We start from the raw sequence: 13,284 nt of genomic DNA on the forward strand, positions 1-13,284 counted from the left end.
GCCCCTACAGGGCGGCGGCCAGCTCGGTGCCCTGCTTGATGGCCCGCTTGGCGTCCAGTTCGGCGGCGACGTCGGCACCGCCGATGAGGTGCGCGCTGCAGCCGGCGGCGACCAGCTCGTCGTACAGGTCCCGGCGCGGTTCCTGCCCGGTGCACAGCACGACGGTGTCGACCTCCAGGACCGTGCTCTCGCCGTCGACGGTGACATGCAGTCCGGTGTCGTCGATCAGGTCGTAGCGCACGCCCGGGACCATGGTGACACCCCGGTGCTTCAGCTCGGTGCGGTGGATCCAGCCCGTGGTCTTGCCGAGGCCCGCGCCGACCTTGGCGGCCTTGCGCTGCAGCAGGTGGACGGTGCGCGGCGGGGCGGGGCGCTCGGGGGCGGTCAGGCCGCCGGGGCCCCGGTAGTCCATGTCGACGCCCCAGTGCCTGAAGTACGTCGTCGGGTCCTCGCTCGCCTTGTCGCCGCCGTCGGTCAGGAACTCGGCGACGTCGAAGCCGATGCCGCCGGCGCCGAGGATCGCGACGCGGTCGCCGACGGGGGCGCCGTCGCGCAGCACGTCGAGGTAGCCGAGGACCCGGGGGTGGTCGACGCCGGGAATGTCGGGGGTGCGCGGGGTGACGCCGGTGGCGACGACGACCTCGTCGTAGCCGGTCACGTCCTCGGGTTCGACGGTCGTGTTCAGGCGTACGTCCACGCCGTGGGCGTCGAGCCGGTTGCGGAAGTAGCGCAGGGTCTCGTCGAACTCCTGCTTGCCGGGGACCTTGCGGGCCACGTTCAGCTGGCCGCCGATCTCGCCCGCGGCGTCGAACAGGGTGACGTCGTGGCCGCGTTCGGCGGCGGAGACCGCGCAGGCGAGGCCGGCCGGGCCGGCGCCGACGACCGCGACGCGCTTCTTCCGCCGGGTCGGGGCGAGGACCAGCTCGGTCTCGTGGCAGGCGCGCGGGTTGACCAGGCAGGAGGTGATCTTCCCGCTGAAGGTGTGGTCGAGGCAGGCCTGGTTGCAGCCGATGCAGGTGTTGATGGCCTCGGGCGTACCGGCGGCGGCCTTGGCGACGAAGTCGGGGTCGGCGAGCATCGGGCGGGCCATGGAGACCATGTCCGCGCAGCCGTCGGCGAGCAGTTCCTCGGCGACTTCGGGGGTGTTGATGCGGTTGGTGGTCACCAGCGGGACGGACACCTCGCCCATCAGTTTCTTGGTGACCCAGGTGTAGGCGCCGCGCGGCACGGAGGTGGCGATGGTGGGGATGCGGGCCTCGTGCCAGCCGATGCCTGTGTTGATGATGGTCGCTCCGGCCGCCTCGACGGCCTTGGCGAGGGTGATCACCTCGTCGAGGGAGGAGCCGCCGGGCACCAGGTCCAGCATGGACAGCCGGTAGACGATGATGAAGTCGTCGCCGACGGCCTCGCGCACGCGCCGGACGATCTCGACGGGGAACCGCATCCGGTTCTCGTACGAGCCGCCCCAGCGGTCGGTGCGGTGGTTGGTCCCCGCGGCGATGAACTCGTTGACGAGGTAGCCCTCGGAGCCCATGATCTCGACGCCGTCGTAGCCGGCCTGCCGGGCGAGGCGGGCGGCGCGGGCGTAGTCGTCGATGGTCCGCTCGACGTCGTCGTCGGTCAGCTCGCGGGGCGGGAAGGGGCTGATCGGCGCCTGCAGCGGGCTGGGGGCGACCAGGTCCCGGTGGTAGGCGTAGCGGCCGAAGTGGAGGATCTGCATCGCGATCCGGCCGCCCTCGCGGTGGACGGCGTCGGTGACGGCGCGGTGCCGCCCGGCCTCCTCCTCGGTGGTGAGCTTGGCGCCGCCCTCGTACGGCCGTCCCTCGTCGTTGGGCGCGATGCCGCCGGTGACGATGAGGCCCACTCCCCCGCGGGCCCGGGCCGCGTAGAACTCGGCCATCCGCTCGAAGCCGCGCTCGGCCTCCTCCAGGCCCACGTGCATGGAGCCCATGAGCACGCGGTTGGGCAGCGTGGTGAAGCCCAGGTCGAGGGGTTTCAGCAGGTGCGGGTAACGGCTCATCGGGGCCTCCGTGCGCGGTGTCGTCACCGTAGTTGTAGAGGACCGCGCACGGTTTATGCAACTAGTTGCACAACAGCTCGACCTTCAACCGGTACGCTCACCGGCTCCCGAGCAGCACATGCAGCTCCCTCTCCTGGTCGCCCGAGGCGGACGACAGGTTCCGTACCGCGAACAGGGAGTCGAGGGTCGTACGGAGCCGGTCGATCGCCCAGTAGCCGCCCTGCGCGTCGGCCTCGACCGTGGCCGAGAGCCGGGGCGGCGGGGTGCACTCGTGGGCGTCGGTGACCTCGAACGTGCCGAGCCACACCATCGGGCGGGTCTCGTGGAGCTGTTGCGGCACGTCCTCGGCGGCCCGGTCGGACTCGAAGCACTGGCACAGCGCGTCGAACACGATCCGGGCGTCCTCCTTGCTGCATCCGCTGATCTCGAGGGAGACGGGTTCCTCGTGCAGTCGCTCACGGACCATCGTGATCGCTCCTCTCATGGCGATGGCGCGGTGTCACGGGTTCCCCCGCGAACCGCGCCATGCCAACAGAAAAGCACCGATTTCCGGGCGGTGCACCACCCGCGCGGCGGCTCAGCCGCGCGTGAACTTGTACGTCTTGCTGTCCGTGAGGACGCAGAACCCGGGCGACATCACGATGACGCGCAGGGTGCCGGTGCGCCGGTCGTAGTCGATGCCCTCGGCCTCGAAGGTGCCCGAGCAGGAGCTGCGCAGCGGGAGCTGGCGCAGCGCGGTGACATGACCGGTGACGTCGCTCGTGCCGGGCTGGGCGGACAGGTCGATCTGCAGGAGCGGCTTGGTGTAGCCGAAGAGGCTGCCGTCCGGGTCGTCCGAGGAGCACAGAAGCGTGGTCGCACCGGAGAAGTCGCAGCCCTGGACGTCGCGCACGGCATGGTCCAGGTTCACGACGGAGGCCAGCGGGAGGTTCGCGGAGGGCGAGGTGCTCCTGTTGGCGCCCGGCGTCGGGAAGACCAGGAAGCGGGTCATCGTGCCGTACTCGCCGGAGAGCATGTACTGGCTGTCGGGCGAGATCGCGTCCCAGGAGTTGTTGAGGGCCTCGCCGGAGGCGAGCGTGTGGACGTACTCCGACCAGGTGCCGTCGGGGGCCTGCACCCGGTACATCTTGGCGGTTCCGGAGTCCGCCTGGTACGGCTCGACGTAGTAGCCGTCGTAGGACTCGTCGGGGTCGCCGACGTGGTTCCAGCCGCGGCTGGAGACGCTGACGGGGATGGTGCCGATGCCGGTGTACCGGTTGGGGCTGTTGGCGGGGACCTCCACGGAGGTCAGGCCCTGGCTCTCGGTGAGCGCATCGGCATGGTCGGAACCGGTCTCGGTCCAGGTGTCGGCGGCGGCGGCCGGACCGGTCGACAGGGCGAAGGTCGCGGCGAGGGCGATCAGGGCGGTCAGGCCTGCGCGACAACGTTGCCGGGTGGACGCGGGCATCGAAGCCTACTCCTCGGTATCTGGGGGGTGGGACGCGCGTGCGGCGGCCAGTCTGTCGCGTACCTGACAGGCATGTACAGACCGGCAACGGGGACGGGAAGGTGAACTCACGCCCCGGCCGCCCCTGTGGTTGCTTCGCCGTACGGATGCCGTCGTGTTGAGAGAGGGTGGAAAAGTCGGCGGCGACGTCGGAGAGTCAGGTGTGAGCGCGGTAGAACAAGGGGAGTCGGCACGGGGGACGACGTGCCGTGCGAAGGTTCGAAGGCGGTGCGTGCGATGAGTCCAGCCGAGGCTTCGGTGGCCGAGGACGAGGGACCGGTGCGCGGACCCGTGCGGCCGGGCGGACTGCTCGACGTCCTGGGCATGGCCTCGGTCGTGCTGGACGCCAAGGGCCGCATCGTGCTGTGGAGCCCCCAGGCCGAGGAGCTGTTCGGCTACTCGGCCCGCGAGGCGCTGGGCCAGTACGCGGCCCGGCTGATGGTGCACGAGCGCCATGTCGAACTGGTCGGCAAGCTGTTCGCGGACGTGATGAGCACCGGCCAGAGCTGGGCCGGCGGCTTCCCGATCCGGCACAAGGACGGCACCACCCATGTGGTGGAGTTCCGCAACATGCGGCTCATGGACGACAACGGCGACGTGTTCGCGCTGGGCCTCGCCGCCGACCAGTCGACGGTGCGCCGGCTGGAGCAGGACGTGGCCCTGTCCGAGCGCATCGTGAAGCAGTCGCCGATCGGGCTGGCCGTCCTCGACACGCAGCTGCGGTTCGTGTCGGTCAACCCGGCGATGGAGCGTATGAACGGTGTCCCGGCCGCGGAGCATGTGGGGCGGACGATTCGCGAGGTGCTGCCCTCCCTGGACGCCGACGCCCTGGAGTCGGCCTACCTGCGGGTGCTGCGGACCGGCGAGCCGGTCATCGACGAGTCCGCAGTGGGCCGTACGCCGGCCGACCCGGACGAGGAGCACATCTGGTCGGTGTCGGTCTACCGGCTGGAGGACGCCCTCGACAACGTGCTGGGCGTGGCGGCCTCGGTGGTGGACATCACCGAGGCGTTCCGGGCCGGTGTCGAGGCCGAGAACGCGCGCCGCCGCCTGGCCGTGATCGCCGACGCCTCCGCCCGTATCGGCACCACCCTGGACCTGGACCGCACCGCCCGTGAGCTGGCCGACGTGGCCGTGCCGGAGCTGGCGGACGTGGCCTCCGTGGAGCTGCTGGACGCCGTGGTGGAGGGCCGGCGCAGCACGCTGGGCCCTGCCGAGCCGGCCGTGATCCGCGCCCTCGCGGTGCGCGCGGAACAGGCGGCGGACGCGGTCCGGGCCGCCGACGCGCCGGGCACGGTCGCCCGGTACGCGCCGGACCGGCTGATCACCGCGTGCGTACGTACCGGGGAGGCCGTCGTCGTCCCGCAGGTCGAGGACGAGGACATGCCGAGGATCGCGGCCTCCCCCGAGGCCGCCGTGCTGCTGGGCCGGGCCGGGGTGCACTCCTACCTGGCCGTGCCGCTGATCGCGCGCGGCGAGGTGCTGGGCGCCCTCGAACTCAAGCGCACCCGCAATCCGTCGCCCTTCGACGACGACGATCTGCTGCTGGCCCGGGAACTGGCGGCGCGGGCGGCCGTGCAGATCGACAACGCCCGCTGGTACCAGAACGCCCGCACCACCGCGCTGACCCTCCAGCGCAGTCTGCTGCCGACCCATCCCCGGGTGACCACGGGCCTGGAGGTCGCCTCCCGCTACCAGCCGGCGGGCGAGACCGTCGAGGTGGGCGGCGACTGGTTCGACGTGATCCCGCTGGAGGGCGGCAGGACGGCGCTGGTGGTGGGCGATGTGATGGGCAGCGGCATCAACGCGGCCGCGACCATGGGCCGGCTGCGCACCGCGACCACCACCCTGGCCTATCTGGGCCTGGATCCGGCGGTGCTGCTCGAACACCTGGACAAGACCACCTCGGGCCTCGACCACTCCATCGCGACCTGCGTGTACGCCGTGCACGACCCGCGTCTGCGCCAGTGCCGGATCGCCAACGCCGGCCATCTGCCCCCGGCCCGGGTCCGCCCCGGCCGGCCGCCGGAACTCCTCGACCTGCCCACCGGGGTGCCGCTGGGCGTCGGCGGAGTCCCGTTCGCCACGACCACCGTGGACTTCGAGCCGGGCGACGAGCTGGTGTTCTACACCGACGGTCTGGTCGAGACCCGCAGCCACTCCCTGGACGAGCGGCTGGACGCGCTGCTGGCCCTCCTGGACGACCCCGCCCGCCCGCTGGAGGAGGCCTGCGACCTGCTGCTGCGGGAACTGCACCACCCGGACAACCACGACGACGTGGCGCTGCTCATCGCGCGGGCGCAGGAACTGGCCTAGCGGAACGGATCGGCGGCCCGTTCGGCGCAGGTGCGTTCATCGGATTCACAGGGACTGATTACCAGGTTCTTATCGGCGGGCTCCCACAATTCACAGAGAGGCATGCACCGCGCGATGCCGTGTGCCGTTCGCCGATGGGAGCGAGCCGTGACGCACGAACCGGAGCAGGAACACCGCCGTGACGGCGACGGAACCGACCCGTCGATCCCGCCGATGCCCGACCGTCCCCCGCAGGCCGCCCCGGAGTGGGAGGTGCTGTCGGGGGTGGGACCCGACCGCGAGCCCGGCGCGCCGCTGCGCGACCGCTGGCGCCGTCAGTCGGTCCGTACCCGCGCGGTGACCGTGGCCTTCGTGGCCGGAGCACTCGCCCTCGGCGGGACGGCGGCGTTCGCCGCCGGTTCCGGCGGAAGCGGCCCCGCCGCCCCGGCCGCCTCCGGCGCGCCGTCGGCGCCCTCGGCACCGGGCGGGCGCAGCCCCGGGCACGGCTGGTTCGGCATGGGCGGCATGGGAGTGCACGGCGAGGCGACGGTCAAGGATCCGGACACCGGCAAGTACGTCGTACGGGTCTGGCAGCGGGGCACGGTCGAGAAGGTGGACGGCGACCAGGTCACGGTGAAGAGCGACGACGGTACGTCGTGGACGTGGACCGTGGGCTCGGACGTCAAGGTGCGCGGCGATGCCGGCTCGCTGAAGAAGGACGCGAAGGCGTTCCTGGTCGGCACACGCGGGAGCGACGACAAGCTGACGGCCTCCGGCGCGTTCTCGGGCGACTTCATGGGCATGGGCCGCGGCGGCGCCATGCACGACCGCGGCGGCCCGTGGCACCGCCCCGGCAACCCCTCCCCGGCCCCCAGCCCCTCGGGCAGCGGGGCGACGACCTAGTCGCGTACTCCGATCACGACGTTGGCGTACAGCTCCTCCGAGACCGCGAGCCGGGTGGTCAGTCCGGCGTGGCGGAAGGTGTCCACGGCGGCGGCGGCCTGACGCTCGCTGGTCTCGACGAGGACGCAGCCGCCCGGCGCCAGCCACCGGGGTGCCCCGGCGGCGACCCTGCGCAGTATGTCGAGCCCGTCGCCGCCGCCGTCGAGGGCGACCAGCGGCTCGTGGTCGCGGGCCTCGGCGGGCAGCAGTCCCACCTCGCCGCTGGGGACGTACGGCACGTTGGCCGCGAGGATCCCGACCCGGCCGCGCAGGTCGGCGGGCAGGGCGTCGAACAGGTCGCCGGTGTGGGCGTGGCCGCCGTAGGGAGCGATGTTGTGGCGGGCGCAGCCGACCGCGGCCGGGTCGATGTCGGCGGCGTGCAGCTCGACGTCCCCGAGGGCGGCGGCGAGGGCAGCGCCGACCGCGCCGGAGCCGCAGCACAGGTCGACGACGACGGACGCGCCGGGGGCCCGGTCCAGTGCCTGGTCGACCAGGAACTCGGTACGGCGGCGGGGCACGAACACGCCGGGTTCCACCAGCACCCGCAGGCCGTGGAACCCGGCCCAGCCGAGGACGTGTTCGAGGGGCTGTCCGGCGGCGCGCCGGTCGACCATCGTGGCCAGTTCGTCCGGGGTGCGGGCGGTGGCGAGGATCAACTCGGCCTCGTCCTCGGCGAAGACGCAGCCCGCGGCGCGCAACGCGGAGACGACGGCGGTGGTGGAGTCGGAGAGTGAAGGCATCGCCGAGAGCCTATCCGGAGGCCGGGCAGGCGGTCAGACGCCGACCGTCTCCTGGGCCTCCTCCTCGGCCTCCTCCTCGGCGTCCCGGGCCGGTTCGGCAGGTGACTCGGGTACGGCCACGGCCGCGGCCGGAACCGCCCCGCGCCGCTCGTACGCCGCCGCGATCGCGGTGACCGCGAGGCCGGCCAGCAGCCAGACCGCCAGGGTCCACACGTTCCGGTTCAGGCCGTCGCCGCCGAAGTACAGCAGACTGCGGGCGCCCTCGACGAGGCCGGCGCCGTTCCAGAAGGCGTGCAGGGCGCCGAAGAAGCCGTTCTGCAGCTCGGGGCGGAACAACCCGCCGGAGCTGGTGAAGTTGAGCATCACGAACAGCACCATCATGGTCAGCGTGGTCCACCGCTTGAGGAAGGTGTGCAGGCCCACGCCGATGAACAGGATGCCCGCGGAGTAGAGCCAGGCCATGCCCCAGACGCCGGCCAGGTCGTGGTGGGCGAGGTGGAACACCGGGCCGGCGAGCAGCGCGCCGATGCCGCCGACGACGGCGGAGACGCCGAGTGCCAGCAGGGCGCGGATCCGCATGGGAAGCGTGCCGCCGGCCGCGCCGAGGGCGGCGACGGAGGCGTAGGAGCCGATGCTGACCGCGATGAGAAGGAAGAACAGGCCCTGTCCTGTGGGGTCGTCGGCGACGGGCTCGGCCACGTCGGTGACCTTGAGCGGGACGCCCGCCTCGGCTGCGACCGGGATGAAGACCTTCTCCACGGCGGTGGCGCCCATGTCGGAGGCGGCGCTCGCGACGAGCAGTTCCGGTGTCCTGGCGCTCGGCACATACGCGCCGGTCACGGTACGGGCCCTGAGCAGGTGCACGGCCTCGGCGCGGGTCGGGACGGTACGGACGTCGAGCTTGTCACCGGCGGTGTCCTTGACGGTCTGCGCGAACACCTTCGCCTTCGGTCCGGCGCCGACCACGGCCACGGGCAGGTGGTTGGGCTCCGGGTGGACGAACGCTCCCATGTACGCGAGCCCCATGCCCAGGCACATCAGCAGCGGGGTGATCAGGTGCGTGAGCACATGGCGCAGTGCCGGTGACCTCATCGCGTACGACCTCCAGATCTTCCGATTCTCCCGAAATCATTCGAGCGAACTAGTTGGCTTATACAACTCACATTCAAGTTGTACTGTACAACTAGACCGTCGGAGGAGGTATTCCCGTGAGCGCGTTGCCGGTGCAGGTACCGCCGTTGAAGGTGTTCCCGTGACAGCCGCGGAGACGGCCGTCGAGACCATCCAGCGCGAGATGACGATCTTCGCGCGCCGGGCCCGGGCGTCGGCCGGGCGCATGCACCCCGAGCTGTCGTTGGTGTCGTACACGCTGCTCGGGCATCTGGAGGAGAGCGGTGGCTGCCGGGCGACCGACCTGGCCGCGCACTACGCGCTGGACAAGTCGACGGTCAGCCGGCAGGTGGCGGCGCTGGAGCGGGCGGGGCTGATCGAGCGGCGCCTGGACCCGGAGGACCACCGGGTCCAGGTGCTGCATCTGACGGAGGCCGGGCAGGAGATCCTCGCCCAGGTCACGCACAGCCGCCGGGCCGCCTTCCGGGAGCGGCTGGCGGACTGGCCGGAGGAGGACCTGGTCAGGTTCGCCGGGTACCTGGAGCGCTACAACGCCGGGACGTCGGCGGGCACCGGCGAGGACTGACCGAGCGGCTGCGGCACCCGGGCCGCGAGGAAGGCGGTACGGCGGCGCAGCCGGAATCCGAGGGACTCGTACAGCCGGATCGCGGTGGTGTTCTCGGCGCCGGTGTGCAGGAACGGGATCTCACCGCGTTCCCGGATGCCGTGCGCGACCGCGCGGATCAGCCGGGTCGCGAGGCCCTCGCCGCGGTACGCCGGGTCGGTGCAGACCGCGCTGATCTCGGTCCAGCCGGGCGGGTGCAGCCGCTCCCCCGCCATCGCGATCAGCCTGCCGTCGCGCCGGATGCCCAGATAGGTGCCGAGTTCGACGGTGCGGGGCAGGAACGGTCCGGGCCGGGTGCGTTCGACCAGGTCGAGCATCTCGGGCACGTCGGCGTGGCCGAGCCGGACCGCCTCCGGCTCCGGGACCGCCTCCATGCCCTCGTCCACCAGCTGCACGCCCGCGATGTTCATCGTCAGCTCCCAGCCGAACGGGAGCTCGCCGCGGAAGCCGGGCAGGCCGACCTCCGTGCCGGGCCCGGACAGCGCGGCGAGATCCGCCCAGTCGCCGGCGTCGGGCTCGCCGGGCAGGGCCAGCCACGGGGAGACGTCGACCGGGTAGCGCAGGATGCGGCCACGCCGTTCGGCGAAGTGGGCGTGGGGTCCGGTGAGCGAGGCGAGGGCGGGGTTGTCCAGGATGTGCGGGGCGTGCCCGGCACCCTCGGCGGGGCCCGGAAGGCTCATATCGCGACCTCGATCACGATCTTGCCGCGGGTGTGCCCGCCCTCGACCGCGCGCAGCGCCCGGTCGGCCTGGTCGAGCGGGAAGGTCCCCGAGACATGCGGGTCGAGTTCACCGCCCACGACGAGCTCGGCCACCTCGTCCAGGACCGCGGCGGTACGGGCCCGCGCGACCCGGGCGCCGCCCAGCGCGGCGACGGTCTCGGGCGAGGCGCCCGCGGTGATCAGCCCGGTGCGGTCGGCGAGCAGGGTGGCCGCCTCCGCAAGGGCCTCTCCGCCGACCAGGTCGTAGACCCCGTCCACGCCCTGGGGTACGGCCGCCCGTACCCGCTCGGCCAGGTCGGGACCGGAGGCCACGTGCACGGCGCCGAGCGACTCGACGAAGTCCTTCTTGGCCTCGCTCGCCACGCCCACGACCCGCAGCCCCCAGGCGCGGGCGATCTGCACGGCCGCCGCGCCGACCCCGCCGCCTGCGCCCACGACCAGCAGGGTCGCGCCCTCGGGCAGGTCGAGCTGGCGCACACCGTCGTAGCCGGTGGCCGCGGCGACCGGCAGGGTGGCGGCGTCGGTGAAGGAGAGCGCGGCGGGCTTGTGCGCGGTCACGGCCGCCGGCAGCAGGGCGTACTCGGCGAACGCGCCGCCGGGCGTGTTGCCGAAGACCTCGTCGCCGACGGCGAACCCGGTCACGCCCTCGCCGATCTCCTCGACGACACCGGCGGCCTCGCTGCCGAGGACGACCGGGAAGCGCGCCTCGCCCTCACCCGGGCGTCGGAAGCCGTTGCGCAGCTTCCAGTCCACCGGGTTCACCCCCGCCGCGCGCACCGCGATCAGCAGCTCACCGGGGCCGGGACTCGGCCGGTCCACGTCGGCGAAGGCCTCGGTGTCGGGCCCGCCGTGCCTGGTGTAGACGTACGCCTTGGGCATCGTGTTTCCTCGCTCTCTGGTGCTGTCACCGGTGTCCCGGCAGCGGCACTCAGCGCCAAGGACGAGCGCGCGGCCGCTATTCCCGGGCCCGCGGATCGTTCATACGGCTGCAATGATCGGGGCCCTGACCTGGTCCGGAGCACTCGGTGGGACGTCGTACGGTTGAACCATGAACGTCACCCGGGGCTTCACCGGCCGCCCCCGCACACCCAACGCCGGGCTGCCCCCGGGCCAGTACGACGCGGGCGACGACTGGCCGGTGCTCTCCGCCGAGGTGACCCCGGAGCTGGCGCCGGCCGACTGGTCGTTCCGGATCGACGGACTGGTGGCCGAGCCCCGCACCTGGGACTGGGACACGGCGCGGGCGCTGCCCGCGACGGCGTACGAGGGCGACATCCACTGTGTGACCAGCTGGTCGAAGTTCGGGGTGCGGTTCGGGGGCGTCTCACTGGACGCGTTCTTCGATGTGGTCCGCCCCCATGGGTCCGCCACACATGCCGTCGCCTACTCGCACACGGGTTACACCACGAACCTGCCGCTCGCGGACCTCACCGGCGGGCGGGCCTGGATCGCCTTCGAGTACGAGGGCGAGCCGCTGCCCGCCGAGCACGGCGGACCGGCCCGGCTGCTGGTGCCCCACCTGTACTTCTGGAAGAGCGCCAAGTGGATCGCGGGCATCACCCTCCTCGACCACGACGAGCCGGGTTTCTGGGAGCAGAACGGCTATCACGCGCGGGGCAACCCGTGGGAGGAGCAGAGGTACTCCGGTGACTGATTCGGCGACGGAGCCTTTCACTCCCCGCACCCGTTTCGCGGTGCCCGGGCGTATCGCGGTCAGCAACCGGGCGGCGGCGGTGTGGCAGTCGGCCACCCTCACCGCGATACGGCGCGAGACCCCGCACGCGGCGACCTTCCGGTTCGCGGTGCCGGCCTGGGCGGGGCATCTGCCGGGACAGCACCTGATGCTGCGGCTGACCGCCGGGGACGGCTATGTGGCCCAGCGCCACTACTCCCTCGCCTCGGCGCCGGACGACTCCGGGCACATCGAGCTGACGCTGGACCATGTGGAGGGCGGCGAGGTGTCCGGCTGGTTCCACACGGTGGCCAGGCCCGGTGACACCGTCGAGGTGCGCGGCCCGCTGAGCGGCTTCTTCGCCTGGCCGGGCGACCGGCCCGCGCTGCTGGTCGGCGCCGGTTCCGGGGTCGTACCGCTGATGTCGATGGTCCGGCACCACCGGGCCCGGGCGCTGGACGTGCCGCTGCGCCTGGTGGTGTCGGCACGCTCCCCCGAGGAGCTGATCTACGCGCGGGAGCTGGGCGCGGAGACCACGGCCGTGTTCACCCGGACCGCGCCGGAGGGTGTGCCGGTGGGACGTATGGCCGCCGCACATGTGGCCCCGCTCCTGGCCGAGCAGCCAGCCGGTGGGTGGGAGGCCTATGTGTGCGGCTCCAACGGGTTCGCGGAGCATGCCTCGCGGCTGCTGGTGGCGGCGGGCCAGCCGGTGGACCGGATCCGCATCGAGCGGTTCGGCTGAGCGACCGTCCCGGGGGGAACGTCCCGGGGAGTGACCTGCCCGGGGTGACCTGCCCGGGGGCGTGCGGTGCGGGTACCCCGGGGCGCCGGGGCCTGGTGTGCGGCGCGCGCCGGAACGTGTGCTTCGGCCGATGTGCCGTCCGCGGCCCCGGCAGGTGAGCCAGGTGCTCCGTACGGGGTACCACACCGATGTGGACGCTCGCGTGCAGGCGGGGCACGCTGGGAGCTGCGGACCGGCTGTCCGGCCCTTCGGCTCCCGTTGCGGCGAGGAGGTCGACATGCGTACCCGGATGCGTGGCTGGCGCTGGCGGCAGAACCCGCTGCGGCGCAGTTCGGACGTGGTCGAGGCGTGGACCGCACTGGTCGTCGCGGTCCTGCTGTGCGTGGGTGCGCCCCTGGTCGGGGCGATGGCGGGCCTGTGGGCCCACGACCAGGCGCGGGCGGTCGCGACGGTCGAGCGGGCCGAGCGGCACAGGATCCGGGCCGTGGTCGTCGGCGACACGCCGCAGCAGCTGCCGTCGGTGCAGGGCGGCGACCGGGAGCAGGCCTACCAGGCGGACGTCCGGTGGACCGAACCCGGCAAGGGGACGCGGACGGCCCTGGCCCGGGTGCCGGCGGGGACCCGGACCGGTGACGTGGTGGACGTGTGGTTCGACCGTCAGGGGCACGGTGTCGCCCCGCCGCCGAACGAGGTCGCCGTCTGGCAGCACGCGGTCACCGTGGGCCTGTGCGGGGCGAGCGGCGCGGCGGCCGTGGTCCTGCTCGGCCACGGCGTCGTGCGCCGGGTCGCGCTGCGCCACCGGCTCGCCGAGTGGGAGCAGGAGTGGGCACGCACCGGCCCGGACTGGACCCGAGGGCGCGCCTGACACCCCCTAGGTGTGCGCCGATGCCCGTGCGGGGTCGGTGAGGGTTCCGGCTCCGCCGTGCCGGTC

The 13,284-nt window shown here is 72.8% G+C and carries 13 protein-coding genes; 6 read left to right on the forward strand and 7 right to left on the reverse strand.

Going from position 1 to position 13,284, the window contains the following annotated elements; genetic code table 11:
• Nucleotides 1–4 precede the first annotated feature (4 nt).
• The 3 genes from AB0D85_RS31885 to AB0D85_RS31895 form a co-directional block, all read right to left on the reverse strand.
• Nucleotides 5–2,020 (reverse strand): NADPH-dependent 2,4-dienoyl-CoA reductase, encoded by a 2,016-nt coding sequence (locus AB0D85_RS31885; protein WP_362327918.1) that lies wholly within the window; start codon nucleotides 2,018–2,020, stop codon nucleotides 5–7.
• Nucleotides 2,021–2,117: 97 nt separating this feature from the next.
• Nucleotides 2,118–2,486: a hypothetical protein gene (locus tag AB0D85_RS31890; protein WP_362327920.1), complete on the reverse strand. Its 369-nt coding sequence runs from the start codon at nucleotides 2,484–2,486 to the stop codon at nucleotides 2,118–2,120.
• 111 nt (nucleotides 2,487–2,597) lie between these two features.
• Nucleotides 2,598–3,467, reverse strand: a complete 870-nt coding sequence (locus AB0D85_RS31895) for a hypothetical protein (protein WP_362327922.1) — start codon at nucleotides 3,465–3,467, stop codon at nucleotides 2,598–2,600.
• A 276-nt stretch (nucleotides 3,468–3,743) separates the two neighbouring features.
• On the opposite strand from AB0D85_RS31895, the gene AB0D85_RS31900 reads away from it, so the two are divergent.
• The gene (locus AB0D85_RS31900; RefSeq protein WP_362327924.1) at nucleotides 3,744–5,822 is read left to right on the forward strand and encodes a SpoIIE family protein phosphatase; all 2,079 of its coding nucleotides are present in this window, start codon (nucleotides 3,744–3,746) and stop codon (nucleotides 5,820–5,822) included.
• 147 nt (nucleotides 5,823–5,969) lie between these two features.
• Nucleotides 5,970–6,704, forward strand: coding sequence for a hypothetical protein (locus AB0D85_RS31905; RefSeq protein WP_362327926.1), 735 nt, complete (start codon nucleotides 5,970–5,972; stop codon nucleotides 6,702–6,704).
• Here AB0D85_RS31905 and AB0D85_RS31910 read toward each other — a convergent pair.
• Nucleotides 6,701–7,483 carry a putative protein N(5)-glutamine methyltransferase gene (locus AB0D85_RS31910; protein WP_362327928.1) on the reverse strand — a complete coding sequence of 261 codons (783 nt, stop codon included), beginning with the start codon at nucleotides 7,481–7,483 and terminating at the stop codon, nucleotides 6,701–6,703. The two genes, AB0D85_RS31905 and AB0D85_RS31910, sit on opposite strands and share 4 nt — an antisense overlap.
• A gap of 33 nt (nucleotides 7,484–7,516) precedes the next feature.
• The gene (locus AB0D85_RS31915) at nucleotides 7,517–8,575 is read right to left on the reverse strand and encodes a hypothetical protein (protein ID WP_362327930.1); all 1,059 of its coding nucleotides are present in this window, start codon (nucleotides 8,573–8,575) and stop codon (nucleotides 7,517–7,519) included.
• 160 nt (nucleotides 8,576–8,735) lie between these two features.
• Between AB0D85_RS31915 and AB0D85_RS31920 the strand changes: the two genes are divergently transcribed.
• Nucleotides 8,736–9,179, forward strand: coding sequence for a MarR family winged helix-turn-helix transcriptional regulator (locus AB0D85_RS31920; protein ID WP_362327932.1), 444 nt, complete (start codon nucleotides 8,736–8,738; stop codon nucleotides 9,177–9,179).
• Here the strand turns inward: AB0D85_RS31920 and AB0D85_RS31925 are convergent.
• Together AB0D85_RS31925 and AB0D85_RS31930 are read right to left on the reverse strand one after the other, a co-directional pair.
• Nucleotides 9,140–9,898 carry a GNAT family N-acetyltransferase gene (locus AB0D85_RS31925; protein WP_362327934.1) on the reverse strand — a complete coding sequence of 253 codons (759 nt, stop codon included), beginning with the start codon at nucleotides 9,896–9,898 and terminating at the stop codon, nucleotides 9,140–9,142. The two genes, AB0D85_RS31920 and AB0D85_RS31925, sit on opposite strands and share 40 nt — an antisense overlap.
• On the reverse strand, nucleotides 9,895–10,818 hold the full coding sequence (locus tag AB0D85_RS31930; RefSeq protein ID WP_362327936.1) for an NADP-dependent oxidoreductase: 924 nt from the start codon (nucleotides 10,816–10,818) through the stop codon (nucleotides 9,895–9,897). The genes AB0D85_RS31925 and AB0D85_RS31930 overlap by 4 nt, the downstream gene beginning before the upstream one ends.
• Before the next feature lie 169 nt (nucleotides 10,819–10,987).
• Between AB0D85_RS31930 and AB0D85_RS31935 the strand changes: the two genes are divergently transcribed.
• The 3 genes from AB0D85_RS31935 (at nucleotide 10,988) to AB0D85_RS31945 (ending at nucleotide 13,218) form a co-directional block, all read left to right on the forward strand.
• Nucleotides 10,988–11,593 (forward strand): sulfite oxidase-like oxidoreductase, encoded by a 606-nt coding sequence (locus tag AB0D85_RS31935; RefSeq protein WP_362327938.1) that lies wholly within the window; start codon nucleotides 10,988–10,990, stop codon nucleotides 11,591–11,593.
• Nucleotides 11,586–12,353, forward strand: a complete 768-nt coding sequence (locus AB0D85_RS31940) for a ferredoxin reductase (RefSeq protein WP_362327940.1) — start codon at nucleotides 11,586–11,588, stop codon at nucleotides 12,351–12,353. Before AB0D85_RS31935 ends, AB0D85_RS31940 begins: the two co-directional genes overlap by 8 nt.
• Before the next feature lie 277 nt (nucleotides 12,354–12,630).
• Nucleotides 12,631–13,218, forward strand: a complete 588-nt coding sequence (locus AB0D85_RS31945) for a hypothetical protein (RefSeq protein WP_362327942.1) — start codon at nucleotides 12,631–12,633, stop codon at nucleotides 13,216–13,218.
• Nucleotides 13,219–13,284 lie beyond the last annotated feature (66 nt).

Origin of the sequence: Streptomyces sp. NPDC048277, from assembly GCF_040652235.1 — a bacterium.
GTDB lineage: Bacteria > Actinomycetota > Actinomycetes > Streptomycetales > Streptomycetaceae > Streptomyces.